The sequence below is a fragment of the Gordonia sp. NPDC127522 genome (genome assembly GCF_042672305.1).
GTDB classification, from domain to species: Bacteria; Actinomycetota; Actinomycetes; order Mycobacteriales; family Mycobacteriaceae; genus Gordonia; species Gordonia hongkongensis.
The window spans coordinates 778,571-803,294 of sequence record NZ_JBHXVK010000001.1 but is presented as its reverse complement, the minus strand read 5'-3'; the positions used below and the strand labels follow the sequence as shown (position 1 = coordinate 803,294).

General features: G+C 68.2%; 28 protein-coding genes and 1 riboswitch. Of the genes, 11 read left to right on the top strand and 17 right to left on the bottom strand.

Going from position 1 to position 24,724, the window contains the following annotated elements; translation table 11 throughout:
* Positions 1-29 precede the first annotated feature (29 nt).
* A complete protein-coding gene (locus ACFVHY_RS03690; protein ID WP_390268485.1) occupies positions 30-2,036 on the top strand; it encodes an MFS transporter in 2,007 nt (668 codons plus the stop codon).
* A complete protein-coding gene (locus ACFVHY_RS03685; RefSeq protein ID WP_390268482.1) occupies positions 2,033-2,545 on the top strand; it encodes a DUF2771 family protein in 513 nt (170 codons plus the stop codon). The genes ACFVHY_RS03690 and ACFVHY_RS03685 overlap by 4 nt, the downstream gene beginning before the upstream one ends.
* A gap of 6 nt (positions 2,546-2,551) precedes the next feature.
* On the opposite strand, the gene ACFVHY_RS03680 is transcribed toward ACFVHY_RS03685, so the two are convergent.
* Positions 2,552-2,965, bottom strand: coding sequence for a cold-shock protein (locus tag ACFVHY_RS03680; RefSeq protein WP_004020198.1), 414 nt, complete (start codon positions 2,963-2,965; stop codon positions 2,552-2,554).
* A 230-nt stretch (positions 2,966-3,195) separates the two neighbouring features.
* Between ACFVHY_RS03680 and ACFVHY_RS03675 the strand changes: the two genes are divergently transcribed.
* The 5 genes from ACFVHY_RS03675 to ACFVHY_RS03655 all read left to right on the top strand — a co-directional run bounded on the left by ACFVHY_RS03675 (position 3,196) and on the right by ACFVHY_RS03655 (position 6,404).
* Complete coding sequence (locus ACFVHY_RS03675; protein ID WP_058251626.1) at positions 3,196-3,405, top strand: hypothetical protein; 210 nt, start codon at positions 3,196-3,198, stop codon at positions 3,403-3,405.
* Between the two features lie 5 nt (positions 3,406-3,410).
* Positions 3,411-3,956 carry a flavin reductase family protein gene (locus ACFVHY_RS03670; protein ID WP_390268479.1) on the top strand — a complete coding sequence of 182 codons (546 nt, stop codon included), beginning with the start codon at positions 3,411-3,413 and terminating at the stop codon, positions 3,954-3,956.
* 30 nt (positions 3,957-3,986) lie between these two features.
* Positions 3,987-5,075: a GTP 3',8-cyclase MoaA gene (gene moaA / locus ACFVHY_RS03665; RefSeq protein WP_390268476.1), complete on the top strand. Its 1,089-nt coding sequence runs from the start codon at positions 3,987-3,989 to the stop codon at positions 5,073-5,075.
* An 11-nt stretch (positions 5,076-5,086) separates the two neighbouring features.
* Positions 5,087-5,335, top strand: coding sequence for a MoaD/ThiS family protein (locus ACFVHY_RS03660; RefSeq protein ID WP_390268473.1), 249 nt, complete (start codon positions 5,087-5,089; stop codon positions 5,333-5,335).
* 225 nt (positions 5,336-5,560) lie between these two features.
* A riboswitch (cyclic di-AMP (ydaO/yuaA leader) is annotated at positions 5,561-5,777 on the top strand.
* A 6-nt stretch (positions 5,778-5,783) separates the two neighbouring features.
* Entirely contained in the window at positions 5,784-6,404 is a 621-nt protein-coding gene (locus ACFVHY_RS03655) for a transglycosylase family protein (RefSeq protein ID WP_390268470.1), read from the top strand.
* Positions 6,405-6,574: 170 nt separating this feature from the next.
* Here the strand turns inward: ACFVHY_RS03655 and ACFVHY_RS03650 are convergent, their stop codons facing one another.
* The 4 genes from ACFVHY_RS03650 to ACFVHY_RS03635 are packed head-to-tail and all read right to left on the bottom strand — an operon-like array spanning position 6,575 to position 8,331.
* Entirely contained in the window at positions 6,575-7,021 is a 447-nt protein-coding gene (locus tag ACFVHY_RS03650) for a molybdenum cofactor biosynthesis protein MoaE (RefSeq protein ID WP_390268467.1), read from the bottom strand.
* Positions 7,018-7,509 (bottom strand): molybdenum cofactor biosynthesis protein B, encoded by a 492-nt coding sequence (locus tag ACFVHY_RS03645; RefSeq protein WP_390268464.1) that lies wholly within the window; start codon positions 7,507-7,509, stop codon positions 7,018-7,020. Before ACFVHY_RS03645 ends, ACFVHY_RS03650 begins: the two co-directional genes overlap by 4 nt.
* Positions 7,502-8,053 (bottom strand): cyclic pyranopterin monophosphate synthase MoaC, encoded by a 552-nt coding sequence (moaC, locus tag ACFVHY_RS03640; protein WP_390268461.1) that lies wholly within the window; start codon positions 8,051-8,053, stop codon positions 7,502-7,504. The genes ACFVHY_RS03645 and moaC overlap by 8 nt, the downstream gene beginning before the upstream one ends.
* Positions 8,054-8,058: 5 nt before the next feature.
* The gene (locus tag ACFVHY_RS03635) at positions 8,059-8,331 is read right to left on the bottom strand and encodes a hypothetical protein (RefSeq protein ID WP_390268458.1); all 273 of its coding nucleotides are present in this window, start codon (positions 8,329-8,331) and stop codon (positions 8,059-8,061) included.
* Positions 8,332-8,431: 100 nt separating this feature from the next.
* Here ACFVHY_RS03635 and ACFVHY_RS03630 point away from each other — a divergent pair, with 100 nt between their 5' ends.
* Both ACFVHY_RS03630 and ACFVHY_RS03625 read left to right on the top strand, forming a co-directional pair.
* Entirely contained in the window at positions 8,432-10,546 is a 2,115-nt protein-coding gene (locus ACFVHY_RS03630) for a protein kinase (protein WP_390268455.1), read from the top strand.
* 127 nt (positions 10,547-10,673) lie between these two features.
* Entirely contained in the window at positions 10,674-13,046 is a 2,373-nt protein-coding gene (locus tag ACFVHY_RS03625; protein ID WP_390268451.1) for a protein kinase, read from the top strand.
* 11 nt (positions 13,047-13,057) lie between these two features.
* Here the strand turns inward: ACFVHY_RS03625 and ACFVHY_RS03620 are convergent, their stop codons facing one another.
* A complete protein-coding gene (locus tag ACFVHY_RS03620) occupies positions 13,058-13,819 on the bottom strand; it encodes an IclR family transcriptional regulator (RefSeq protein ID WP_390268448.1) in 762 nt (253 codons plus the stop codon).
* 154 nt (positions 13,820-13,973) lie between these two features.
* Between ACFVHY_RS03620 and ACFVHY_RS03615 the strand changes: the two genes are divergently transcribed.
* Both ACFVHY_RS03615 and ACFVHY_RS03610 read left to right on the top strand, forming a co-directional pair.
* Complete coding sequence (locus tag ACFVHY_RS03615; RefSeq protein WP_390268445.1) at positions 13,974-15,248, top strand: DUF6986 family protein; 1,275 nt, start codon at positions 13,974-13,976, stop codon at positions 15,246-15,248.
* Entirely contained in the window at positions 15,245-16,060 is an 816-nt protein-coding gene (locus ACFVHY_RS03610) for a bifunctional allantoicase/(S)-ureidoglycine aminohydrolase (protein ID WP_390268442.1), read from the top strand. The genes ACFVHY_RS03615 and ACFVHY_RS03610 overlap by 4 nt, the downstream gene beginning before the upstream one ends.
* A 12-nt stretch (positions 16,061-16,072) precedes the next feature.
* Here ACFVHY_RS03610 and ACFVHY_RS03605 read toward each other — a convergent pair whose 3' ends face one another.
* From ACFVHY_RS03605 to ACFVHY_RS03555, 11 genes are all read right to left on the bottom strand, one after another.
* Complete coding sequence (locus ACFVHY_RS03605) at positions 16,073-16,279, bottom strand: ferredoxin (protein ID WP_158097806.1); 207 nt, start codon at positions 16,277-16,279, stop codon at positions 16,073-16,075.
* Between the two features lie 28 nt (positions 16,280-16,307).
* Positions 16,308-16,781: a group 1 truncated hemoglobin gene (locus ACFVHY_RS03600; protein WP_390268439.1), complete on the bottom strand. Its 474-nt coding sequence runs from the start codon at positions 16,779-16,781 to the stop codon at positions 16,308-16,310.
* An 88-nt stretch (positions 16,782-16,869) separates the two neighbouring features.
* The gene (locus ACFVHY_RS03595) at positions 16,870-17,943 is read right to left on the bottom strand and encodes a phenylacetaldoxime dehydratase family protein (RefSeq protein WP_390268436.1); all 1,074 of its coding nucleotides are present in this window, start codon (positions 17,941-17,943) and stop codon (positions 16,870-16,872) included.
* Between the two features lie 55 nt (positions 17,944-17,998).
* Positions 17,999-18,835 (bottom strand): CbtA family protein, encoded by an 837-nt coding sequence (locus tag ACFVHY_RS03590; RefSeq protein ID WP_390268822.1) that lies wholly within the window; start codon positions 18,833-18,835, stop codon positions 17,999-18,001.
* Between the two features lie 20 nt (positions 18,836-18,855).
* The gene (locus ACFVHY_RS03585; RefSeq protein ID WP_390268434.1) at positions 18,856-19,086 is read right to left on the bottom strand and encodes a CbtB-domain containing protein; all 231 of its coding nucleotides are present in this window, start codon (positions 19,084-19,086) and stop codon (positions 18,856-18,858) included.
* A 46-nt stretch (positions 19,087-19,132) separates the two neighbouring features.
* Positions 19,133-19,549 (bottom strand): nitrile hydratase accessory protein, encoded by a 417-nt coding sequence (locus ACFVHY_RS03580; protein WP_086535294.1) that lies wholly within the window; start codon positions 19,547-19,549, stop codon positions 19,133-19,135.
* Complete coding sequence (nthA, locus tag ACFVHY_RS03575) at positions 19,546-20,151, bottom strand: nitrile hydratase subunit alpha (protein ID WP_086535295.1); 606 nt, start codon at positions 20,149-20,151, stop codon at positions 19,546-19,548. Before nthA ends, ACFVHY_RS03580 begins: the two co-directional genes overlap by 4 nt.
* A complete protein-coding gene (gene nthB / locus ACFVHY_RS03570) occupies positions 20,151-20,879 on the bottom strand; it encodes a nitrile hydratase subunit beta (RefSeq protein WP_390268430.1) in 729 nt (242 codons plus the stop codon). The genes nthA and nthB overlap by 1 nt, the downstream gene beginning before the upstream one ends.
* 82 nt (positions 20,880-20,961) lie before the next feature.
* Complete coding sequence (locus tag ACFVHY_RS03565; protein WP_390268427.1) at positions 20,962-22,521, bottom strand: amidase; 1,560 nt, start codon at positions 22,519-22,521, stop codon at positions 20,962-20,964.
* 327 nt (positions 22,522-22,848) lie between these two features.
* Positions 22,849-24,234, bottom strand: a complete 1,386-nt coding sequence (locus ACFVHY_RS03560) for an ABC transporter substrate-binding protein (protein WP_390268424.1) — start codon at positions 24,232-24,234, stop codon at positions 22,849-22,851.
* Positions 24,235-24,282: 48 nt separating this feature from the next.
* Positions 24,283-24,657: an ArsR/SmtB family transcription factor gene (locus ACFVHY_RS03555; protein ID WP_390268421.1), complete on the bottom strand. Its 375-nt coding sequence runs from the start codon at positions 24,655-24,657 to the stop codon at positions 24,283-24,285.
* Positions 24,658-24,724 lie beyond the last annotated feature (67 nt).

The following is a 24,724-nucleotide window of genomic DNA, read 5'->3' as shown; positions in this document are numbered from 1 at the left end:
ACAGTCGGAGATGAGGAACAATCGTCTGCGTGATCCCACGGAGTTCCCGACACGACGAGGGGCGCGGGGCCCCCAGGGGTCCCGCCGACCAGCACCCTCGGCAACCGCCACCCGACGGTCGCGCACGACGCGCCGCGCAGCACCCCGGTTCGACGAACTATCCGGCCGACGAGACGCGGCAGATGCGGACCCGGCGACCGGCGCCGGGATGGGGAGAGCCGCCGTCCGGGCCGGGTCCCGGCCGCAACGCCTACCTCCCCCCGCCGACCCACAATCCGCATCTCCCGCCGCTCGACGACCGCGCCCGTCCGCCGGCCGACGAGGCGACCCGGGCGATGCCGACCGACCACGGGCCCCAGAACGGTGGAAGCCGTACACCCAAGAAGCTGACGGTGATGCGGGTCGCGGCGATGCGGAGTCGCGAGCTGACCGGCAGGGGGATCGGCAAGATCCACCGGGCGGCCACCGCCGACGGCGCCGACCAGTCGGGCCTGACCGCGCTGACGCTGCCGGTGATCGCCAACTTCGCCGCCGACGCCGCGATGGCCGTTGCGCTCGCGAACACGCTGTTCTTCGCCGCCGCGACCGGTGAGTCGAAGACGAATGTGGCCTTGTATCTGGCACTGACGATCGCGCCGTTCGCCCTGATCGCTCCGCTCATCGGTCCGCTCCTCGACCGACTGCAGCGAGGCCGGCGGATCGCCATGGCCACGACCTTCGGACTGCGCGTCGTCCTGGCCCTGCTGATCATGGCCAACGTCCAGTGGAACGACGTGACCCAGCAGCTGGAATACGACCCGTGGGTGCTCTATCCCTGTGCCCTCGGTCTGCTGGTGCTGTCCAAATCGTTCGGCGTCCTCAAGTCGGCCGTCACGCCGCGTGTGGTGCCGCCGACCATCGACCTCCCCCGGGTCAATTCGCGGCTGACCACCTTCGGCCTCATCGGCGGCACGATCGTGGGCGGCGCGGTTGCCGCGGCCATCGAGTTCCTCCTCGGCCAGCTGCTCCCACTGCATCTGCCGGGCGCGATGGTGTGGCTGGCCGTCGTCGCCGCCGCCGGCGCCTACCTGTGCATGCGCATCCCGGCGTGGGTCGAGTCCACCGAGGGCGAGATCCCGACGACCCTCACCTACCACGGCGAGCCCGCGCGATCGGCCCCCGGCGACTCCGAGCAGCCGACAAGCGCTCGCGACGGCGCGAAGATGATCGCGGCGAAGATGCGCCAGCCACTCGGACGCAAGGTCGTCGCGGGCCTCTGGGGCAACGGCACGATCCGCATCCTGACCGGCTTCCTGACGCTGTTCGTGGCGTTCTACGCCAAGGCCCAGCAGGGCGACGCCTCGGACTGGACCCAGCTGCTTCTCCTCGGCGCGGTCGGCGCCGCCGCCGGCGTCGGCAACATGATCGGCAACGGCGTCGGCACCCGCCTCGAGCTGAAGAACCCGCCGAACATCGTCGTCGGCGCGACCGCCGCCTGCTTCGTCGTCGCGGTCCTGGCCGCCATCTTCGGCAACATCGCCGCGGCCGCCGTGGCAGCCCTGGTCGCCTCCGGCACCAGCGCGATCGGGAAGGTGTGCCTCGACTCGTCCATCCAGGACGACCTGCCCGACGAGTCCCGCGCCTCGGCGTTCGGCCGGTCGGAGACGGTGCTGCAGCTGTCGTGGGTCTTCGGCGCCTCGCTCGGCGTGCTGCTGCCGCCGACCCTGTGGATCGGTTTCACGGTCGTCTCGGTACTGCTCGGCCTCGGGCTGCTGCAGACGGTGATGACCACCCGCGGCAAGTCACTGGTCCCCGGTCTGGGCGGTCGACGCCCCGACCACGCCGCGCCCACCGTCGCCTTCCGCGCGGCAGAAGCCCGATCAACCACCCGGACCGGTCCGGCGGACGCCGACACCCGACCGCACGCCGCGCGGCCCTCGACCGCCCGCATGCCCACCCGGACCCCGTCGACCGCCCCGTTCGAGACCCGGGGTGAGCGCCCGTACAGCCCCGGCGATCACCCGCCGCCCAACCAGACAGGACAACGTCGTCAGTGATCAGCAGTGGTGAGAAGAAGGCTCTGTCGATCATCGCGATCGTCGTCGTGCTGTTCGTCGCGGTGGTGGGGACCTCGGTGTTCCTGCTGACCCGCGACGCGGCGCACGACGATCAGCCCTACCTGCACGTCGCGGTCGGCGACGAACTGCACACCGTCGACCCGCGCTGGTGGTGCGACCTGATGCTGACCGTGTGCGATCCCGAGATCACCGCGCCGAACGAGACCGCGACGGTGCCGGTGCCGGTGGGTTCGACGATCATGCTGACGGTCTCGAGCGAGATCGCGCAGGGTCCGTGGAACCTCGCGGCGGTCTATCAGACTCCGCGCGGGATCGTCGAGGACGAGCAGCAGCAGGGTGCGGACGACACCTTCACGGTGACGCTCCGGTCGGAACCGGACCGGGTGCTGGTCGGGTTCACCGTGATCTCGGCGTCGGCGCGGCTCACCCCCGCCGACGACGTCCTGCCGCGCGGCGAGCTCGCGGTTCAGACCGCGCCCGCCGCGTAGTCGGCCCTAGGAGTCGAGCTCCCGCGCGACAGCACGCACGACTTCGGAGATCCGCTGCGCGGTCTTGCGGTCGGGATAACGCCCCTTGCGCAGGTCCGGCTGAACCTTGCCCTCGAGCAGGGTGATGAGGTCGGCGACCATCCCGTGCAGTTCGTCGGGGGTGTGCCGCTTCACGTCCTTGCGGGCGGCCTCGCGAACGTTTTTCGAGACGCTGGGTGCGGGTTCGAGCACTTTCACGCTCAACGCCTGCGGGCCGCGACGACCGGCGGCCATGCCGAACTCGACGCGTTGGCCGGGTTTGAGCGCCTCGACTCCGTCGGGCAACGCTGCCGAACGGACGTAGACGTCCTCACCGCTCTCCTGGGAGAGGAAGCCGAAGCCCTTGTCCGCGTCGTACCACTTCACCTTGCCGGTCGGCACTGTGCTCACCCTCATCTGTTCTAGATCTGTCGAAAAACGACCCGTCACGACAAAAGACGCCGTCACCCATCTCGCGGCCCGGACGGCGGAAGACCGTGCGTACCCAGACGGATGCAAGGCGCCTGCTTCGGACCATCCTAGCCAACGCACCCCCGCGCGGTCACACCATTACCCGGCAGGCATGGTTCGCGCGGCGTCGCACCGGCCGGCATTGCACTACCGTGGCGGGTATGCAGAAGACATCCTCCCCGCGGTTGCTGCAGGCTGCCGGGGTTGTGTTCATGATCGGAATTCTGGCGATCGTGGCGTTGTTCCTGACACCGTTGGTGACCGGCGGCGACACCGCGCCGACCGCCGTCTACCTGCTGACCATGTGCGCACCGCTGGGCTTCGTCCTGGGCCTGGTGTACGCACTCCGTGCCGGACGCCGAGCCAGGTGAGGATCGTGACCACAACCATCGACACCACCCCCGATCTCTCCCCCGTCTCCGACGGGCGGGCGCTGCGTGACGCGTACAGCTGTTTCCCGTCGGGCGTCGTGGCGGTGTGTTGCGAACAGCGCGACGGGGATTCGACCACCCTGATCGGAATGGCCGCGAGCTCGTTCACCACCGTCTCGCTCGACCCGCCACTCGTCTCGGTCTGCGTCCAGAACACCTCGACGACCTGGCCGCGGATCCGCACGGCTCCGGCCATCGGGGTCAGCGTGTTCGCCGGCGACCAGATCGAACTCTGCAAGCAACTCGCCGGGTCGTCGGAGCACCGGTTCGACGGCATCACGCCGCTGAGCACCGATCGCGGGGCGGTCTTCGTGCCCGACGCGGCCGCCCACCTGTCGTGCACGATCCACAACGAGATCCAGGCCGGCGACCACACCGTCGTGTTGCTGGAGATCGAGACGTTGCGCGCTGACCCCGGCATCGAGCCCCTGGTCTTCCACGCCAGCACCTTCCGTGCGCTGGAAGCGCGCACGGACCCGACCCGGAAGTGAGTCGCCCAGCACCATGAGTACGACATCGACATGAGCAAGATCAGCCTCGGACTGCCGCTGCCCCGTTCCCCGCGGGAAGCAGCCACCTCCGGTGTGCCCATCGACGGGCCGCTACTCGACACGTTCGGTCGGGTCGCGAAGGATCTCCGGGTCTCGGTCACCGACCGCTGCAATCTGCGGTGCTCGTACTGCATGCCGGCGGAGGGTCTCGACTGGATGCCCACCGACCAGGTGCTGTCCACCGATGAACTGATCCGGGTGCTGACGGTGGCGGTGCGCGACCTGGGGATCGAGCGCATCCGGTTCACCGGCGGCGAACCTCTGTTGCGCCGCGACCTCGAGGACGTCATCGCCGCCGTCGCGGGCCTCCCGCAGTCACCCGAGATCGCGATGACGACGAACGGACTCGGACTGCCCCGCCGGGTCGGCGGTCTGGTCGACGCCGGCCTCGACCGCATCAACGTCTCGCTGGACACCATCGACCCGGCCCGCTTCGCCGAGATCACGCGCCGGGACCGTCTGTCCGATGTGCTCGACGGCCTGGCGGCGGCCCGCCGCGCCGGGCTCGACCCGGTCAAGGTCAACGCCGTGGTGCCCGACCGTGTCGACCTGCCCGGAGTCCCCGACCTGCTCGCCTACTGTCTCGAGCACGGTTACGAGCTGCGCATCATCGAGCAGATGCCACTCGACGCCGACCATGCGTGGCAACGAGCGCAGATGGTGACCGCACAGGAGATCCTCGCGACCCTGCGGGAACGGTTCACCCTGTTGCCCGACCCAGCTCCGCGCGGCAGCGCCCCGGCCGCCACGTGGCTCGTCGACGGCCATACCGGGTCGCACGGGCCGGCACGGGTCGGGGTCATCGCGTCGGTCACCCGGCCGTTCTGCGGGGACTGCGACCGCACCCGGCTCACCGCCGACGGGTCACTGCGCAACTGCCTCTTCGCGACGTCGGAGACCGATGTCCGGCACGCACTGCGCACCCTCCCCGACGACGAGATCGACGTAGCCATCGCGCGACTGTGGCGCGCGAACATGTGGGCGAAGGCGGCCGGCCACGAGGTGAACGCGGCGGGCTTCACCCAACCGGATCGACCGATGTCGGCGATCGGCGGCTAGGCTCACATCCGATGCAGCTCACAGTTCGGTTCTTCGCGGCCGCGCGCGCCGCGGCCGGTGCCGAGGAAAAGGTGATCGACGTCGATCCGTCGACCCCCCTCGGCGTCCTCGAGAACACCCTCGCCGCCGGAAACCCCTCCCTCGCCGAGGTTCTCGCACGCTGCTCGTATCTGCGCGACGAGATCGCGTTCTCCGATCGGACGCGTGCGCTCGGCACGTGCACGACACTCGACGTCCTCCCCCCGTTTGCCGGTGGCTGACGCCACACACCGCTTGTGACCTTAGTCACATCACGGCCCGGTAACAGGATGGGCACGGGACGGCCACTAACCCGTTGAACTGGGATGACGGCCGAAGTGGGTCGGAAGACCCGGATCCGGGCCGAAAATCGCTTGCGTCCAAGCAGGTGATTCAGTCCAACGAACGACGTACTGTTCGAAGCGTCCTCCTCGGAGGTCACGACACAGCAACCAAGACATAACGTCCCACCGGCCGCGCCGAGCCTCGTTCCGCCGGTGGGAACGACAAGCAATCTAGGAACGAGGACGGGGGACCCAACCTCATCCCCTGAGACCGGGCACCACACCAGGTGTCCTCGGGGTTAAGTCCCGGAAGTCGCGGCGACCACCACGACGACCCGAGACCGAGCACCTCTCGCTCGAACCCGACAGCTGACTTCGTAGGCGCGTGGAGAGAGGAACTACACACATGTCCGGACGTCATCGCAAGCAGACGACCAGCACGGCCGCCAAGACCATCACCAAGGTCGCCCTCACCGGCGCGGTCCTCGGCGGCGGAGCAGCCCTCCTGGGCACCGGTACCGCCAACGCGGCCACCGACGCCGAGTGGAACCAGGTCGCGCAGTGCGAATCCGGTGGCAACTGGGCCATCTCGACCGGCAACGGCTACCACGGCGGCCTGCAGTTCGCTCCGAGCACCTGGACCGGCCACGGCGGCGGCGAGTTCGCCCCGACCGCCGATCAGGCCTCGCGCGAGGAGCAGATCGTCGTCGCCGAGCGTGTGCTCGGCTCGCAGGGCAAGGGCGCCTGGCCCACCTGTGGCACCGGCCTGTCGGGCTCGACCCCGCGCAGCGCGCCGACCGATACCCCTCGTGAGATCGCCCCGGTTCTCCCCGGCGGCAACGGCAGCGTCGACCTGGCGAAGACCACCGAGGACGTCGCCAACCAGGTCACCGACGCACTCACCGAGGCCGGCGTCAGCCCCGAGATCAAGAACCTCTGGCAGGCGGCCAAGGACAGTGGCGTCACGCTGAACCAGGACCAGATCAAGCTGTTCAACGACAACAAGCACCTGCTGCCCAACCCCTGATCGCCGCTCGTCGCCTGATCTGGGACCCAGACGAAGGGCCCCGCACGATGAACCATCCGTGCGGGGCCCTTTTCCAATGGTTTCGACAAGCTCAACCAGCGGGGGGGCAGCTCAACCGGCGGGGGGTCAGCTCAACCACCGGGGGGGTCAGCTCAACCAGCGGGGCGGAGTCAGGCCGAGTTGACCCACTCGTCGGTGCCGTCGTCGAAGAACTGGTGTTTCCAGACCGGGAGGCGGGCCTTGACCTCGTCGACGAGGCGCGAGCAGGTCTCGAACGCCGCCCGACGATGGTCGGCCGCCACCGCGACCACGAACGCGATGTCGCCGATCACGAGGTCGCCGACCCGATGGGACACGGCGACCGCGCGCACGCCGTCGACCGCGGAGACCTCCTCGACGACCTCGGCCAGCACCGTCGTCGCCGTGGGATGCCCCGAATAGTGCAGGGCGGTCACGGATCGGCCGCCGTCGTGGTCGCGGACCGCGCCCACGAATCCGACCACCGCACCGGCCTTGCCGTCGGCCGCATCGATGACCATCGCCTCGTGCTCGGAGAGCGTGATCGGCTCGTCGACGACGGCGGTGTGCACCACGTGCGTGCCGGGATCTCGCATCATCGGTGGTCTCCTCCGCGGATCTGATCGAGCGCGTGGTGCAGGACGCCTTCGAGCACGCCGAGCCCGTCGCGGACCCCGCCGGTCGAACCGGGCAGGTTCACGACGAGCGTCGTCCCGGCGATTCCGGCGAGTCCGCGCGAGAGGACCGCGGTGGGCACCGTCGGCAGCCCGGCCGACCTGATGGCGTCGGCCAGACCCGGGATCTCGACGTCGAGGAGCGGGCGGGTCTGTTCCGGAGTCCGGTCCGTGGGCGTCACACCCGTTCCGCCCGTGGTGATGACGAGGTCGACCTCGGCGTAGATCGCGGCGCGGAGGGCCTCGCCGACCGGCGGGCCGTCGGCGACGACGTCGCACTCGTCGACGGTGAAACCCTGATCGACCAGCCAGGCCTCGATGATCGGTCCGGACCGGTCTTCGTAGACACCGCTGCTGGCGCGGTTCGACGCGACGACGACGCGCGCGACGCGGGAAGGTTTGCGGTCAGTCATGAGCCGGGTCAGACGGTTCGCGGTACCAGTCGCCGGATTTGCCGCCGGTCTTGGCGAGCAGGCGGATGCCGTCCATCTGCGCCCGTCGGTCGACGGCCTTGACCATGTCGTGGAGTGTCAGCCCGGCGACTGCGACCGCGGTCAACGCCTCCATCTCCACACCCGTCTGTCCGGAGGTGGCCACCGTCGCGGTGACCTCGATCGTGTCGGCGCCGATCGCGAAGTCGACCTCCACCGACGACAACGCCAGCTGATGGCACAGCGGGATCAGCTCGTCGGTGCGTTTGGCCGCCATGATCCCGGCGATGCGCGCCGTGGCGAGCACATCTCCTTTGGGCAGCCGCGACTCGCTGAGGAGACCGATCACCTCGGCGGTGGTGCGGAATGTGCCGGCGGCGACGGCGCGACGCTTCGTCGTCGGCTTGGCTCCGACGTCGACCATGCGGGCTGTTCCGGACTCGTCCAGATGACTCAGCCGGGAGCCGCCGGCCGGCCCGGTGTCCCGCGCGTCCGACCCACCTTCGTCAGTTCCGGCGGGCGGCATCGACGTCAGCGGTTGACGATGGTCTTCGACTGCACGAACGGCAGGTCGTCGACCGGAAGCGGGAACTCGGTGTCGCCGAACGGCGACAACGCACCCGAGATGTGGGTCGCGAGTTCGGAGACCGCATGCTCGGCGGCGTCGCCGTTCTCGTCCTGCGGCCAGCCGTTGTCGACGTAGTGCTTCTTGCCCTTGGCAGATTCGACGACCTTGCCGGTGCCGGCCCCCGCTTCGCCGGAGGAGGGTGTTTCAGCGCCAGATTTGTTTGCCACGTCGAGCATTCTGCCATGCCGTTCGAATGAACAAGCGCCGTGTCCGGGGCGGGAGTGCCGTGCCCGGGCTATCGTCGGCGCAACACAGGTCACACCCCAGGAGGCGCCCATGGTCGCCCAACCGGTCCAGGTCGCCGGCTACCGGGTGATCACGCGGCTGGGCAGCGGCGGGATGGGCACCGTCTACCTGGTCGAGAATCCGCAGCTCCGCCGACGCGAGGCCCTCAAGGTGATCTCGATCGCCGACACCGTCGACGAGGAGTTCGCGCGACGGTTCAGTCGCGAGGCACAGACCGCGGCAGCCCTCGACCATCCCTCGATCGTCACGATCTACCACTACGGCGTCGCCGACGGCGACCCCTGGTTCACGATGGCCTACCTCGACGGCCGCGACCTCCGACGCGCCTCGCTCCGCCCGGACGAGGTGGCGGCGGTCGTCTCCCGGGTCGCCGACGCGCTCGACCACGCACACGAGCACGGCGTGATCCACCGCGACATCAAACCCGCCAACATCATGGTCACCCGCCGTGCGATGGACGACGCCCTCGACCGCGTCGTCGTGCTCGACTTCGGGATCGCCAAGCTCACCACCGCGACCACCCTGACGGCGGCGTCGTCGTTCGTGGGCACCCTCGTCTACGCCGCGCCGGAGATCCTCGACGGCAAACCCGCGGGCCCCGCATCGGATCAGTACGCGCTGGCCTGCACGGCCTACGAATTGCTCTCCGGCGCAACCCCGTTCGACGCCGACACTCAGACCCGTCACATCGTCGCCAAGCTCACGACACGCCCGGCGCCGATCAGCACCCACCGCCCCGAGCTCGCCGCCCTCGATCCCGTCCTCGACCGTGCGCTCGCGCGCGGCCCCCTCGACCGCTACCCCACCTGCGGTGCGTTCGCCGCGGATCTGCGCGCCGCGCTGGGGCGAACCCACTCCGACGGCCGAGCACCCGCGCCCGTGGCTGCGACCCAGGTCATCACCCCGCCTCCATCGGCGAAACCGACCCAACCGTGGGTCTCCCCATCCCCCGCGCCCCCGACGCCCTCCCACCGGCGACGGTGGCCGCTCGCCCTCGCCGCGGTCGCCGTGGTCGGGGTGCTGGCCGTCGTCGTCGCGATCGGGGTCCTCACCCTAGGCGGCGGCGATGGCCGGGACACGTCCGACGCCCCGTCGTCGCCGATCGCGGCGGCCGATGCCGGCGCCCAGCTCAGCGCCGGACTCGGGGCCACGTGTTCGATCCGGGACGGAACCGCCTATTGCTGGGGCGACAACGCGGCCGGCCAACTCGGCGACGGCACGACCGACACCCGCCAGACGCCCACGCCGGTCGCCGATCTCAGCGGCGTCACCGCGATCAGCACCGGCGGACCCAACAGCTGTGCGATCGCCGAGGGACTCGCGTACTGCTGGGGGAACAACGACTACGGGCAGATCGGCGACGGCACGACCGACGCGCGGCTGACGCCGACCCGGGTCGACGGTCTCGCCGATGTCACCGCCATCTCGACCGCCAACTGGGCCACGTGCGCGATCTCGGCGGGCTCGGCGTACTGCTGGGGCACCAACGACTTCGACCAGCTCGGCGACGGTTCGACCGCGAATCAGTACCGGCCGGTCCGGGTTGCCGGGCTCGACGACGTGACCGCCATCAGCGTCGGCGTGAACTTCACATGTGCCGTCGCGGCCGGCGACGCCTACTGCTGGGGGCTCAACGACAACGGACAGGTCGGCGACGGCACGACCACCAACCGCCCCCGCCCGACCCGGGTCGCCGACCTGGACGGCGCGACGTCGGTCTCCGCGGGCGCCGCGACCGCCTGCGCGATCGCCGGGGCGAGTGCATATTGCTGGGGCGACAACGCGTTCGGCCAGCTCGGCGACGGCACCACCTACGGCCGACGCACGGCGACGCCGGTGTCCGGCCTGGACGGAGTCGAGGCCATCAGCACCGGCACGTCGAACACCACCTGCGCACTCGCGGCCGGGGTCGCGTACTGCTGGGGCGCCAATGCCTGGGGCTCGGTCGGCGACGGCACCCTGACCGACCGGCCGGCGCCCACCCGGGTGAACGGATTGTCCGATGTCGGCGCGGTGTCCACCGGCGAACGAACCACGTGCGCGCTCGCGTCGTCATACCTGTGGTGCTGGGGTTTCAACGCCACCGGACAGCTCGGCGTCGGGGGCACCGACGACCGTCTGACCCCCACTCAGGTCACGTTCTAGCGTCGGCTCCGTCATCCGGTTGAAGGGTGCCCCGGACCGTTCCCGGTTCGGTATCGTCCCTGCATACGTTTGCGAGAGCAGCCATTTGGCAGCCGCTCTCCCGCCAAGCCAGAAATGAGGTGACGCCGTGCCGTTGAGTCCCGGCACCCACATCGCCGGTTATCGCGTGGTCTCCCAGCTCGGCGCGGGCGGTATGGGCGAGGTGTACCTCGTCGAGAACCTGCAACTCGAGCGGCGAGAGGCCCTGAAGGTCATCTCCACGGCGGTCAGTGCCCAGCCCGGGTTCAACCAGCGCTTCACCAACGAGGCCCGCACCACCGCGAAACTCGACCATCGCAGCATCATCACCATCCACCAGTACGGCATCTCCGACGGCTCGCCCTGGTTCTCGATGAGTTACGTCGAGGGCAAGGACCTCACCGAGGAACGTCTGACGCCGGTGGAGGTGTCGACGGTCGTCGGACAGGTGGCCGACGCCCTCGACTACGCGCACCGTCACCACGTGGTGCACCGGGACATCAAGCCCGCCAACATCCTGGTCACGCGCGATCCGGCGACGAACGCCGTCGACCGTGCCCTCGTGCTCGACTTCGGCATCGCCAAGCTCGCCGGCTCGGCCAACCTGACCGGCACCCATTCGTTCATCGGGACGGTCGCCTTCTCGGCCCCGGAGACACTCGAGGGCGCCGACGCCACAGCCCGATCGGACCAGTACTCGCTGGCCTGCACGGCCTACGCGATGCTCGCGGGGCAGCCGCCCTTCGTCGGACAGTCCGAACCGTCGGTGATGCTGGGCCACATCCAGCGCCCGGTCCCCCACATCGGCCAGCTGCGCGGCGACCTCGCGCACCTCGACCCGGTGTTCCAGCGCGCCCTGTCGAAGAATCCCGCATCCCGCTACCCCGACTGCCGCAGTTTCGCAGCCGCCTTGAAGTCGGCGCTCGAATCCCCTGCTGCACAGGGCAACACGATGATCGCGGGTTCGGTTCCGCCGCCCACCCTCGTCGGTGGTGGCACCGGCGGCCCGTCCACGGGTCACCCCTCGGGACCCCAGCAGCAGTTCGGTCCATCCCATGGCCAGTACACCCCGCCGCCGCAGCCGACGATGACCGGACCGTCGGGCCCGCAACCGCTGATGAACAAACCGTCGGGTCCCCAGCCGATGTACTCCTCGGCCCCTCACCTCTCGGGCCCGCACGCGCAGCCCGGGCATCCTCAGGTCGGCTACCCGGGTATGCCGCCGGTCCCGCCGAAAAAGAAGAAGCGGACCGGCCTCATCGTCGCCGGCGTCCTCGGCGCCGTGCTGCTGCTGGTGGTCGCCGCCGTCGTGGGACTGGCCGTCCTGGGCAGCACCGTCGACGACCCGGAGAAGGCGACCGTCGCGCAGCCGGTGGTGAGCACGAACTTCGGCAGCAGCTGCGCCGTGGTCAACGGCAGCGTGCACTGCTGGGGCGACAACGACTCCGGTCAGCTCGGTGACGGTTCCACGACGCCGCACACCCGACCGGTGGCGGTGACCGGGGTCGCCAACGCGACCGCGGTCACCACCGGCGGTTACCTCACCGGCGAGAACGCCTACGTCTCGACGGCCTGCGCCATCGCCGCCGGCGACGCATTCTGTTGGGGCAACAACCATTACGGCGAAGTCGGCAACGGTTCCAGCGGTTCGACGGTGGACTCCGCCACGAAGGTCGGCACCATCTCCGACGTCAAGGCGATCTCCACCGGCTGGGGCACCACCTGCGCGGTCGCCGGCACCGACGCCTACTGCTGGGGGAACAACGAATACGGCCAGCTCGGCACCGGCGGCGGCACCGACCCGGTCTCGGCACCGACGAAGGTCCCGGGACTCGGCGTCGTCACCGACATCACCACCGCCTACGGCACCACCTGCGCGGTGTCCGACGGCTCGGCGTTCTGCTGGGGCGCCAACGACAACGGTCAGATCGGCGACGGCAGCACGACGGCGCGTTCGGCACCGGTGAAGGTCGGCTCACTGACGGACGTCACCGACATCGCCGTCGGCGGCTACCACGAGGCATCCGACGACGACGATCCGAACACGAACACCAGCACGTACTTCCAGACGACGTGTGCGGTCGCCGGTGGCGACGCGTGGTGCTGGGGTTCCAACGCCTATGGCCAGATCGGCGACGGCACGACCGAGACCCGCCAGGCCCCCGTTCAGGTCGGCAATCTGAGCGGCGTCTCGGCCATCTCCACCGACTGGGGCACCACCTGCGCGGTCTCCGACGACCGGGCCTTCTGCTGGGGAGACGACGACCGCAGCCAGCTCGGCTCGTCCGGCGGGTCGGTGAAGATCCCCCGCGAGGTCTCGACGCTGACCGACGTCACCTCGATCTCGACCGGCAACGGGACGTCGTGCGCGATGGCGACCGCGTCGGTGTACTGCTGGGGATTCAACAACGACGGTCAGGTCGGCGACGGTTCCAGCGGCGACGGCGCCAACCGCACGACGCCCACGAAACTGACCATCTAGCCGCCCTCCCCCTAGGACTCGCGCGACCCGATCAGCGCCTCGGACACGGTCTCCGCGGCCGTGCGGAGCGCCCCGACCGCGCGGGCCCGGAGCACGTCGTCGAATCGGGCGACCGGCCCGGAGATCCCGACCGCCATGGGCGTGGGCGCACCGGGGACGGCGACCGCCATCCCGCAGACGCCGACCTCGTGTTCCTGTTCATCGGTGGCGACCCCGCTCGCCCGTACCTGCTCGACGGCCGCGAACACACCCGACAGCGACGTGACGCTCCACTGGGTGGCGGGGGTGAGCCCGGCCTGCGTGACGTGTTTGAGGATGCGCGCATCGTCGAGTTCGGCGAGCACGGCCTTGCCGACCGCGGTGTTGTGCATCGTGACCCGACGGCCGACCTCGTTGTTGGTGCGCATGCTGTGCGGGGACGGAACCTGCGCCACGTAGATGACCATGTCGCCGTCGAGGACGGCGAGACTGGCGGTCTCGCTGAGTTCGCCGACCAGGGAGGCGAGGACGGGTGCGGCGACCGCGCCGAGCTGCCGGTTGGCCACCTCGCCGAGTCGGATGAGCCGGGGGCCCAGGGCGTACGACCGGTTCGGGAGCTGCCGGACATAACCGATTCCCACGAGCGTTCGCAGCAGCCGGTGGATGGTCGGGGGCGGAAGCGGGGATTCCGCCGACAGATGGCTCAGTGAGCACTCGCCGCCGGCGCGCCCGATGAGCTCGAGCAGTTCGAATGCGCGCTCGACGGATTGCACACCGCCGGAGTTCCCCGCCATCGCCACCTCCACAGTCCGGCATCACGCTACGTTCCATGATGTGAAACCACAATCAGGGTCCGTCTGCGCACACGGGTGGTCGCACCCGACAGCTCTGGAGTAAACTCCGCTCTGCGGAATTTGATTTCCATTGAACCGACACGAAGGGGGCGCCGTGAGCGTGCAACCCGGTCGCCTCGGCGCGGCCTTCCTCGCCGAGATCGAGGCCACCCTTGCACCGTCGGACGCGGTGCTGTCCGATCGGTATCCGGGCGACGACGGGAGCCGGCAGCCGGTCCACACGGTCTACGTCCCCGCCGACCGGTACACCGCCGACCTCGCCCGGGAGTGGGGCCATTCCGCCCTGGAGGCAGCAGCCGACCACGGCGGCCTCGCCGCGATCGCCCGCTCGACCGTCGCCCGGACCGACTCGGCGGCCACCGCACTCGCGGATCTCGTCGAGAACAAGCTGCGCACCGAGCCCATCGAGGACCTGCGCATCGACTTCGAGGACGGCTACGGTGTCCGCGCCGATGACGAAGAGGACGCGCACGTCAGCGCCGCCGTCGCCGCGATCCGAGCGGCCGGCGACGCCTCACCGCCGTTCCTCGGCATCCGCTTCAAGTGTTTCGAGGCCGACGTCCGCGCCCGCGGCCTGCGCACCCTAGACCTGTTCGTCGCCGGCCTCGCGGACACCGGGGACCTCCCCGCGGGTCTGACGCTCACGCTGCCCAAGGTCACCTCGACCGATCAGGTCGTCGCGATGGTCGCCGTCGCCCGCGAACTCGAGCGGGTCCACGGACTCGCCGATGGTCGCATCGGTTTCGAGATCCAGGTGGAGACCCCGCAGTCGGTGATGAGCGCCGACGGCACCGCGGCCGTGGCGGCGATGATCCAGGCCGGCGAGGGCCGGGTGACCGCACTGCACTACGGAACGTACGACTATTCGGCATCCCTCGGCATCGCCGCGGCGTATCAGTCGATGGAACATCCCGTCGCCGATCACGCGAAGGCCGTGATGCAACTCGCCGCGGCCGGCACCGGTGTGCGGTTGTCGGACGGGTCGACGAACATCCTCCCCGTCGGCGACGCCGAGGCCGTCGAAGCCGGCTGGGCATTGCACGCGCGACTGGTCCGGCGCCACCTCGAGCGCGGCTTCTATCAGGGGTGGGACCTGCACCCCGCGCAACTCGTCACCCGCTTCCTGGCCACGTACGCCTTCTATCGCGACGGATTCGATTCCGCCGCAGTGCGTCTGCGCAACTACGCGCACAAGCTCGAGTCGTCGGTGCTCGACGAACCCGCGACGGCCCGCGCCCTCGCCGGCTTCATCCGACGCGGCGAGGTGTGCGGCGCGCTGACCGTCGACGAGGTCGAGACCGCGACCGATCTGCCCATCGAGAAGGTGCGCGACTTCGCACTCCCCCACTCACAGAGGACATCCCGATGAACGCGACACCGTACTACACCCCCGCCGGTGGACTCCCGCCGCAGACCGACCTGCTGAGCGACCGCGCGGTCGTCACCGAGGCGTACACGGTGATCCCACGTGGCGTGCTCCGCGACATCGTCACCTCGGTCTTCCCGGAGTGGACCGACACCCGCGCGTGGGTGCTCAACCGACCGGTGCCCGGCGGCGCGCAGACCTTCGCCCAGACCATCGTCGAGGTCGCCCCGGGCGGCGGATCGGCTGCGCCCGAACCGCAGTCGGAGGTCGAGGGTTTCGTCTTCGTCACCGCCGGATCGCTGACCGTGACCGTCGCGGGAGAGGAACACGTCCTGACCGACGGCGGCTTCGGCTACCTGCCCGCGGGCACACCGTGGTCGGCACACAACCGCGGCGACGTCCCCGTCTCCTTCCACTGGATCCGCAAGCGATACGAGCCCATCGCGGGTCACGAGCCGGCCCCGAAGTTCGGCAACGAGCGCGACATCGAGCCCACGCCGATGCCCGACACCGACGGTGCCTGGCGCACAACGCGAATGCTCGATCCGCTGGATCTCACCTACGACATGCACGTCAACATCGTGACCTTCGAGCCCGGCGCATCGATCCCCTTCGCCGAGACCCACGTGATGGAGCACGGTCTGTACGTCCTGGAGGGCAAGGCCGTTTACCGGCTCAACGAGGACTGGGTGGAGGTCCAGGAGGGCGACTACATGTCCCTGCGCGCCTTCTGCCCGCAGGCCTGCTACGCCGGCGGGCCGTCGAACTTCCGCTACCTCCTCTACAAGGACGTCAACCGGCAGATCGTGCTCTGACCCCGTCGGTCCTCAGATCTCCGACACGGCGATGGCTTGCGCGGGGCATACGTGCGCGGCGTTGCGGACGACATCGACGGCTTCGGCGGTGTCGATGGAGTCCGTCGTGGTCTGCGCGCGACCCTCGGTGAACTCGAAATGAGCCGGGGCCACTGCGACGCAGAGACCCGCACCGATACACCGCAGAGACACTTCCGCCTGCCACTGTCGACGACTCACGACCATCTCCCTCGTCCTGATCGAGGTATCAGCCGGCCGCGGGTGCCGGCCAGTGCACACCCACGCTCTTCATGCCCTGCATGACGTCCATGTCAGGGTGTTCCTTGAGGACGTCCTTGAACGACGGGCTGCCGACCACCACGGACTTGAACGAGCGCAGGAAGGCATCGACCTCCTCTGCTTCCCGTTGCGGGATACCGAATTCGGCGTAGGCGGGGGTGACGATGTCGTCGAAGAGAGCGTCCCAATACTCTTCGGTGATGCCCATCCCCCGGTGCGCGGTGGCCATATCGGGTCCGTGGTAGGTGTGCGGACCACCCCAGTGCATACCCAGGAATTCGACGAATCCGCTGATCTCCTCCTGGACTTCGGCCTCGGTCTTGTGATTCCAGATGTGGCCGATCGTCGGGTTCAACATCGCCCGCACCACCAGGGTCCGGGCCAAGAACTTCACCGATTCGAGTCCGCCCAGGCGGTCATAGAGGCTTGCTTGCTCTGTCATGTCGATCTTCCTCACGATTTCTCAGATGGGTGGGGTGGGCGCTGCATCGGTCGCGACCGTCGGGCGGCAGCGCCGAGAAGGGGCCCGGCTACGCGTCGACGGTTGCCGCGACGACCGCGTCGCGCATCATTCCGGTCGCCGGGTGGCAGTTGATGTACTCGAAGAGTTGGCTGGCGCCGTCGGCCACCGACACCTCGTGGTACAGCCGCAGCTTGTCCAGGTCGGTCGCCACTTTGAAGAAGGTGGTGAAGATCCGGAGATGGGTGGGGTGCGATTCTGCCCAGCGTTCAAGCTTCTCCAGTGACCGCCAGTGCCCGATGTTGTAGGTCTCGTCGACGGGATTGCCGTCCAGATCGATGTTCTGGACGAGACGGTTGCTGTAACAGCCGACGTCGGCACCGTTGTCGCGAAGGAAGTCCATACCCGCCTGCAAGGTCGGTTGGATCTCGTCGAGGTAGAGATCTCGCTCGGCCTGTCCGGCCTCGCGCCAGTCCTGGCCGGAACGGATCAGGGCGACGTTGTCATGCCCTGCGACGACGACGCGGCCGCCGTGCGCGGGATCTCCGTAGACCACTCGCAGCGACTCGTCGCGTCGCGGTTGCATCCAATCGTTCTGCGACAACGGGATTCGTTCGCGCATCGACCCCCAGTAACCGTGCTCGTTGATGTCGCCGCTGATCCCGTTCATCAGAGCGCCCACGCCGGGCAGCTGTTCCTGAAAGGCGTACAGGGTCTCGAACTGGTCGACTCGCGGCGACAGGATCTCTCGGAAGTACCCGAGGGGTCCGGTCTCGCGGTCGGTGGACGACCACCAAGAGTCGACGTCGGGGCTGCTCATCCACCTGCCGAAGGCACTGGGATCGCTCCAGTAGCCGACGATCATGAAGTTGTCGTAACCCTGGTTGTCGGTGTGATGCGTGATGTCGTGGTGGGCGGGTCCGTCGGCGTGCTCGAGGCTCGCCGCGATCTGCCGGACCGCCGCGAGTGTTTCGGTCCGGTGTTCGGCACCGGATGACTGCACACCCAGGTACGCCATGGTGACCTGTTGTAACCGGTCGTCGGCGCGGCCCACCCACATGGGGAAGGGCGGTTCGTAGTCGTCGGGTACTCGCCGCGATATACTGCGCGGGCAAGTGAGATGGGTGTCGATCGCTGATTCCATGGGGGCTGTCCTCTGGAGGGTGCGTCGGGTTGATTACATTGTCTGGCTGGTTATTTCAGCAACGGGGGACGTTGACGGCGGGTACGGCCGCATCGGCGGCGCCGTGATCTCGGGGCGCGCAAAGAACTCGGTGGGCAAGCAGTGCGAACGATGCGGCCAGAGTGGTCCACAAGAGTGCGTGATCGGCGATGGTGTACATCCGGAAGTCCCCCAGTACATCGGCGGGAAAGCCCGGATAGGCGATGCCGGTCCCGTCCATGAGCGGCCCGGGGACCTCGTCGAAGCTCGGCAGGGCGAGAGCGGCGACCACGACGGTCGTCAGGTACAGGAGGACACCGACCAGCGACGAGGTGAGTCCACCCAGCCGCGGTCGCAGCCACACGACGACCACGGCCACCGCCGCGATGGCGGCGAGGACCGACACCACCGTGATGGTGAGGAACGCGCTGGTGCGCGACCCGATGGTCTCGCCGCTGCCGACCGCGGGCGGGTTGGCGGGAAAGACGAGGAAGGGAACCGCGAACACCGAGGTGAACCCGATCGCGCCGACCGCTGCCGCCACCCACCGCGGGTCGGTGCCGGGGTAACGCTTGCCGACGAAGCTCCAGAGAACGGCGAAGGCGACCGCGAACACCGCGCCCATGCACAGAGCGAAGGCGACGGTGCCCACGGCGGCACCCAGATTGGCCTGCATCGCCCGACTGAAGACCTCTCCGTGATCGTGCGAGTGCCCGCCGGCACCCTCGAGTGCCTCGTGCGCGGCCGAGCGGCCCTCCTCGTAGGAGATCGCCGCACTCACCTGTGGCTGAAGGAAGATCCGGGCGAAGACGTAGGTCACGATTCCCGAGATCAGGCCGGCGCCGAGACCCGCGCCGATGAACTTCTTCTCCATGGTCTGATGTCCGAGTGTCGTCAGTGGCACGGGAAGCCGAGGAAATGGCGGGCATCGTGCACGAACTCGTGCACATGGGTGTCGGCACCGAAGACCGACACCGCGCCCTGGTCGTAACCGATGAAGTAGTACGCGAGCAGGGCCAGCGCCATGGTCAGACTCAGTGTGAGTGCGACACTGGCGGTCTCGAGATGGGGTACCGCCCAGCTGGGCGCGGCAGAGCGGGTGGTGGTGGTTCCGGTGGTGGACATGACGTTGCTTCCTTTCGATCGAGCGGGTTGGGCGATGGCAGTGGACTCAGGGCGCGGAGGCCGGGTCGATCGCAACCGGTTCGAGAATGGCTTTGTGGTGGTTGCGATTCGGCGGCGCGGCCAGAACCCGGGCAGTGCGTCCGGCAACGTCGCCCGGATGCACGGCGCCGACCTCGGAGAGGACCTGTTCGAGTGCGGTGACCCAGTGCCGGTAGTAGGACCAGGATTCATCGGACAGGTCCTCGACCGAGCTCTCCCACTCCTGGATCGACGCGATCAGCGCACCCTGGAACTGCGCCCACTCGTACTGCCCGCTCTGGTGGGCGGCCACGGCGAGGGCGAAAGCCCTGATCTCCCAGGGGCTGTCGAAAGCGAGATCCTCGGGTCGGCCACCGGGTAGATCACAGACGAGATCCTCGACGATCTGGCGCTCCCGGGTCGTCGCCGGTGCGGTGGCGCTCATGACGCCGACACCTCTTTGACCGGTCCGACACCGATCATCGAGTCCCGGGTCACCAGCTCGGCGAGTTGGTCTTCGGTCCAGCCGTCGGTGCCGGCGGGTCGCTGGGGCAGCACCCAGTACCGCATTTCCGAACTCGAGTCCCAGATGCGGATCTCGGTGGATTCGGGGACGTCGTACCCGAAGTCCTCGGCCAGGACCTTGCGCGGCTCGCGCACGATTCGCGACCGGTACTGCGGTTCCTTGTACCAGTTCGGCGGCAGGCCGAGGACCGGCCACGGATAGCAGGAGCACAGGGTGCACACAATCGCATGGTGCACGGAATCGGTGTCTTCGAGTACACGCATGTCCTCGCCCTGCAAGCCGCTGATACCCAACTCCTTACAGGCCTCGGTCGCGTCGTCGAGGAGGCGTGCGCGGTACTCCGGGTCCGACCATGCCTTGGCCACCACCTTTGCGCCGAGCTGTGGGCCGACCTCGTTCTCGTAGATGTCGACGATTCGGTCGACCATCGACGTGGTCATCACGCCGTTCTCGATGAGCATCGACTCCAGCGCCTTGACGCGTGCGGCGATCTCTTCCTGGCTCGGTACTCCGTTGCTCATCACTCTGCTCCTTCTGTGGTGAATCCTTTTGTGGCGAATCCTTCTGGGGCGAATTCGATGTAGGGGTCCCACACATCGAAGTAGACCGAGCTGTTCGGGTCGGCGTAACCGGCTCCCCACAGTTCCTCGGCGGCGAACTTCACCGTGTAGACATGTTCGGGGTCCTCGCCCAGCCCGTTGCCTGCGGTGTCCGGGTAGATGAAGGAACCATGGTGCGCGACAACGGTTCCGGTCTTTCCGCGTACGTATCGTGCCCGTCGGGTGTGACCGAACGGGCTGACGTCGGTCACCGTGACCACGTCACCCGCCCGGAACCGAGCAACCTTGTCGGTCTCGCGGATGGCGGTCGCGCCCGCAGGGACGACAGCGTTGACGAACTCGATGAGCTCCTCGGACTGCTCGTGCTCGGGCAGCGGGGCATCCGGGTTCGCGAGGTAGTACTCGGTGCGACGATCGAGTTCGGCCGGATCGATCGCCCCGGCTGCGATGGCATGGTTCTCGATCGAATACAGCCAGTGCTCGTAGTACGGTGCCTTCAGGTAGACCGCGGGGTCCATCTTTTCCATGCCGTGGCGAAACGAATCGACCCCGAAGTACCCGGCGCGGAAGCACGCCGGGAACATGGTGAACATCGGCTTCTCCCATTCGGCTCGAAACACCGGTTCGTCGTCGACCACGACGACCGGACCGAGACCGTCGGTCCCGCCCAGATCGAAAACTCCGTTCATGCGAACTCCTCCTCGGTTTCCGGCGATGGCAACGGACTCGCACATCGCTCGACAGTGATGGTCGGCATACTGGCTGGCCGGCTCACGACGAGGCGCCGACCGAGGCCGGATGGGGCGTGGGGAACCCGCCGACCAGTTGCTCGAATGCGTGCCCCACGCGCAGCACGGTGGCATCGTCGAAGTGCTTGCCGATGATCATCATCCCCACCGGCAGCCCGCTGACCTCGCCGGCCGGAACCGACAGTGCGGGATGACCGGTCACATCGAGTGGGGCGGTGTTCGCGAGCATGCCGAGCGCCTTGGTCACGTAGGTGGCACGATCGACTCCTGGTTCGGGGAGTTCGGTCGCGACATACGGCAGGGTCGGCATCACCAGGACGTCGTAGTCGCGCAGGGCCGAGTCATAGGCCGCTCGGATCAGCGGAACGAGGTTGCGGGCCTTGCCATAACTGGCACCCCCGAGTGCAGTGACACCGTGATGGCCACAGAGCGCAACGAGTTTGACCGTCTCGGACAGCTCGTCCGCGTGCTCGATGCGATGCTGGGCGAAGAACGCCATCTGCTCGGGGTCGTAGAGACCGCCCGCATTGAGGCCGTACCCGTTGCCGTCGAGCATCTGGTAGGCACCACCATCGGTGGCGATCACGTTCCAGACATGAAATGCGTCGCGATGCCACGCGACGCTCGTCTGCTCGACGACCGCTCCGGCGTCGGCGAACCGTCTCGCCGCGTCCTGCACCACCGAGTCGACCTCGAGCTGAGAGGCAGCGTGTCCGAAACCCTCGGCCACCACACCGATCCGCAACCCCTGGACCCCATCGGCGAGACCCGCCAGAAAGTCGCCCGGAGTGATCCCTTCGGGTTGGCGGGGGTCGAGTCCGTCAGCACCGGCGATCACCGACAGCATCAGAGCCGCGTCGGCGACTGTGCGGGTGATCGGCCCGACATGGTCGACGGTCCGCTCGATCGGAAACGCTCCCGTGTAGGGCACCAGGCCGAAGGTGGGTTTGTGCCCCACCACCCCGCAGAACGATGCCGGGATCCGGATCGATCCGCCCTGGTCACCGCCGATGGCGAGATCCACGTCGCCATTGGCGACCAACGCCGCACTGCCACCCGAGGACCCGCCGGCCTCCCGGCCCGGGTCCCACGGGTTGCGCACCGGCCCGCTGGCGGGCGTGAAGCTCGACCCCGAGAAGCAGAGGTCCTCGCAGACAGCCTTCCCGGCGATCTCGGCACCGGCGTCCAACAGCCTCGACACAACGGTCGCGTCCCGCGCCGGAATGAATCCCTCCATCGACCGCGAGCCGTTCATCATCGGCACACCGGCCACCGCGACGTTGTCCTTGATCGCCACCCGACGACCCGCGAGCCGTGTGTCACCCGGCTCGTCGGCGGTGATGGAGGTACGCATGTACCACGCACCCAACGGATTCGACCCGTCGACCGAGGCAGGGATGGACTCACGAGCCGGCGCCACCGTGGTCGCCGAGGCGGCGTACAGCTCGTCGACCACGTCGTAGGAGCCCAGCGCGCCGTCGACCAGCCCGGCGAACTCCTCGCGATCCTCTGCATTCAGCGTCAGCCCGAAATGTGCGGCTGCAGAACTTATTTCATCCACACTGGGACGACGAACCGACATGCTCTCTCCTTTTCGAAGCGGAATGCGAGACCAACTCCCCCGCCAGTTGCGCCTTCTCGCTGATGAACGAACCCGAGTCTAGGAAACGGCCGGCCAATAGGTCAATGGGTATCGACGTATTGACGCGTTAAGACTGTGTTTCGCCAATGTCACCCACCTCCCGAGATCCGACGACCGGTCGAATGCGACTGCGCGACAGCGCACTACGACACGCCACCCGCCGCCTCGGGGGCCCGCCGCTGCGGCCCGGCCAGACACCACCGTGGCGCGCGTCACATAGTCAGAACGTAGTACCCCGGTCTACATATGTCAATGAGTGGCGACGCATTAACTCGTAGCCTGGCGGGGGCGCAGGGTCCCCTGCCGCGATTCGGCCAGGATGATGGGACGGGACGGCGAGTTGCCGGCGGTTGCAGTACTGGTTATCAGTCTGCGCCGCAACCGTTCTCTGTCCATGTCGGGATCAGTCGACATCTCCTGCCCGTACGCCTTGATGGCTTCGTAGGTCGTCTCGGACAACGAGCTCATCGGTGGCATCAGATCGTGCAGCTCGTGCCGGTAGCGACTCTCGAGATCGCGATGGACGTCGAGAGCACCCTGAAAGTACGCGAAGGCCGCCCAGACACCGTCGGCAGCGGTATCGCCGATCAGCTGCAACGTTGCCTCATCGAGCACGAGCGCAAGCGTTCTGGTCCGGGCCCGCAGTCCCCGCTGGGCGCATTGCCGTTCGAAGACGACCTCGTCCCGGCCAACCAGCGACGACAGGATCAGCTCCGCGCCGGAAGCCTCGATCGCCGCGATGGTCGAGGTGAAGTCCTGAGTCCCCAGCGGGAGGTAGGCGTCGCCCAGAACAGACCCGTGGTTCTCGGCCACCACGCGCCGAACCGCCCAGTGCGCACCATAGGACCACGAGTAGCGGTGGCCCACGAAAAACCATCTACGGCTACCTGTTTCCGCCATCAGCGCAGGCACGGCGGCGCGCGCTTGGGCCAGCGGCCGCTCCCCCAGTCGCACCGTCGTGGGACTGGGTCTACCACCCTCGTTCAGGACGGTGTGCACCAGCAGCGCATCCTTGCCCTGCAGCACGGAGGCAGCAGCGTTGAAGGTGGCCGACGTAACACATGCGAAGATGACCCGGCAACCACTGCGCAGCAACCGGGTGGCCGCCGTTGCTCCCGCCAGCGACTCCGAGGCATCGTCACCGACCAGCAATTCGACGGGAACACCCCCGATGCCGCCCCCAGCATTGATCTCGTCCACCGCCAATTGGGCCAACGTCTCGGTCGCCTGGGCGAAGACCGCCGCGGAACCGGATTTGCTGACCAGCAATCCGATGCGGTGTCGGTCCGGCCGCAACGGCTCGGGCGGACCGAAACCGCGCTTGTGGGCCAGCCACGTCACACCATCCTGATCCAGACTGGACTCCACGACCACGCGCGAGCCACTGCCGTCGGCGAAGAACCGCACGGTCAGCCGACCACGCCATGGCTGATGGTGCACGATCACCACTGACCTGCCCCATCGAACCGAGGCAACATGTCCCAGCAGGGTGATCGGCATTCCCGCGACACCCTGACCGCCGCCGACCGGCAGGGATACCGACACGGCCGCGCCCACAGCCAACCTGGTGCATTCCAGATCGAGTAACTGGCCGGCCGCGAATCGACCGAACGCGATGTCGGGCGGATCAGCGGTAGGGATCTGGGCAGTCACGGAAAGAGTCGGCACACAACACCTCCGGATAGCCGGACCAGCGCCAGACTAGGCTTGCCGCCGCGACTTTGCCCTGTCTTCACGGATTTCGGGGACGGCGGCGTCACTCGCGGCTTCTCCCGCCTCCAAGGCCCGCTCGAGCACTCCTTGCAAGAACTGCAGGGCGTCGTTGGCCGGGCCGGCTGGGTCGATGGAGAAGTAGCGGTGCCGCCCCGCACGCCGCTCGACGACGACCCCGGACATCTTCAGTGCCTTGAGATGAGTCGACACGGTGGTGCGACCGACCGAGGAGATCTGGTCGCTGATGAACCCGGCACTGCATTCGCCGTGGGACGCGAGTGTGTCCAGGATCTGGCGGCGAACCTGGTCGGCAAGGGCGGCGAAGACCAATTCACGACTCTGCTGGTCATTGGTCACACTCATGCTGGTTACCCGTCTGCCCCGGAACTGATACGTCAGTAAGTATCAACATATCGTATCGGTGAGCAAA

What these genes read in the sequence shown, in the direction of transcription:
- ACFVHY_RS03595 (WP_390268436.1), bottom strand. Translation starts at nt 17,943, where the DNA reads ATGGAATCAGCGATCGACACCCATCTCACTTGCCCGCGCAGTATATCG.
- ACFVHY_RS03645 (WP_390268464.1), bottom strand. Translation starts at nt 7,509, where the DNA reads ATGACTGACCGCAAACCTTCCCGCGTCGCGCGCGTCGTCGTCGCGTCG.
- ACFVHY_RS03600 (WP_390268439.1), bottom strand. Translation starts at nt 16,781, where the DNA reads ATGACAGAGCAAGCAAGCCTCTATGACCGCCTGGGCGGACTCGAATCG.
- ACFVHY_RS03620 (WP_390268448.1), bottom strand. Translation starts at nt 13,819, where the DNA reads ATGGCGGGGAACTCCGGCGGTGTGCAATCCGTCGAGCGCGCATTCGAA.
- ACFVHY_RS03590 (WP_390268822.1), bottom strand. Translation starts at nt 18,835, where the DNA reads ATGGAGAAGAAGTTCATCGGCGCGGGTCTCGGCGCCGGCCTGATCTCG.
- ACFVHY_RS03565 (WP_390268427.1), bottom strand. Translation starts at nt 22,521, where the DNA reads ATGTCGGTTCGTCGTCCCAGTGTGGATGAAATAAGTTCTGCAGCCGCA.
- moaA (WP_390268476.1), top strand. Translation starts at nt 3,987, where the DNA reads ATGAGCAAGATCAGCCTCGGACTGCCGCTGCCCCGTTCCCCGCGGGAA.
- ACFVHY_RS03610 (WP_390268442.1), top strand. Translation starts at nt 15,245, where the DNA reads ATGAACGCGACACCGTACTACACCCCCGCCGGTGGACTCCCGCCGCAG.
- nthA (WP_086535295.1), bottom strand. Translation starts at nt 20,151, where the DNA reads ATGAGCAACGGAGTACCGAGCCAGGAAGAGATCGCCGCACGCGTCAAG.
- ACFVHY_RS03635 (WP_390268458.1), bottom strand. Translation starts at nt 8,331, where the DNA reads ATGCTCGACGTGGCAAACAAATCTGGCGCTGAAACACCCTCCTCCGGC.
- moaC (WP_390268461.1), bottom strand. Translation starts at nt 8,053, where the DNA reads ATGCCGCCCGCCGGAACTGACGAAGGTGGGTCGGACGCGCGGGACACC.
- ACFVHY_RS03630 (WP_390268455.1), top strand. Translation starts at nt 8,432, where the DNA reads ATGGTCGCCCAACCGGTCCAGGTCGCCGGCTACCGGGTGATCACGCGG.
- nthB (WP_390268430.1), bottom strand. Translation starts at nt 20,879, where the DNA reads ATGAACGGAGTTTTCGATCTGGGCGGGACCGACGGTCTCGGTCCGGTC.
- ACFVHY_RS03660 (WP_390268473.1), top strand. Translation starts at nt 5,087, where the DNA reads ATGCAGCTCACAGTTCGGTTCTTCGCGGCCGCGCGCGCCGCGGCCGGT.
- ACFVHY_RS03650 (WP_390268467.1), bottom strand. Translation starts at nt 7,021, where the DNA reads ATGATGCGAGATCCCGGCACGCACGTGGTGCACACCGCCGTCGTCGAC.
- ACFVHY_RS03675 (WP_058251626.1), top strand. Translation starts at nt 3,196, where the DNA reads ATGCAGAAGACATCCTCCCCGCGGTTGCTGCAGGCTGCCGGGGTTGTG.
- ACFVHY_RS03555 (WP_390268421.1), bottom strand. Translation starts at nt 24,657, where the DNA reads ATGAGTGTGACCAATGACCAGCAGAGTCGTGAATTGGTCTTCGCCGCC.
- ACFVHY_RS03585 (WP_390268434.1), bottom strand. Translation starts at nt 19,086, where the DNA reads ATGTCCACCACCGGAACCACCACCACCCGCTCTGCCGCGCCCAGCTGG.
- ACFVHY_RS03655 (WP_390268470.1), top strand. Translation starts at nt 5,784, where the DNA reads ATGTCCGGACGTCATCGCAAGCAGACGACCAGCACGGCCGCCAAGACC.
- ACFVHY_RS03580 (WP_086535294.1), bottom strand. Translation starts at nt 19,549, where the DNA reads ATGAGCGCCACCGCACCGGCGACGACCCGGGAGCGCCAGATCGTCGAG.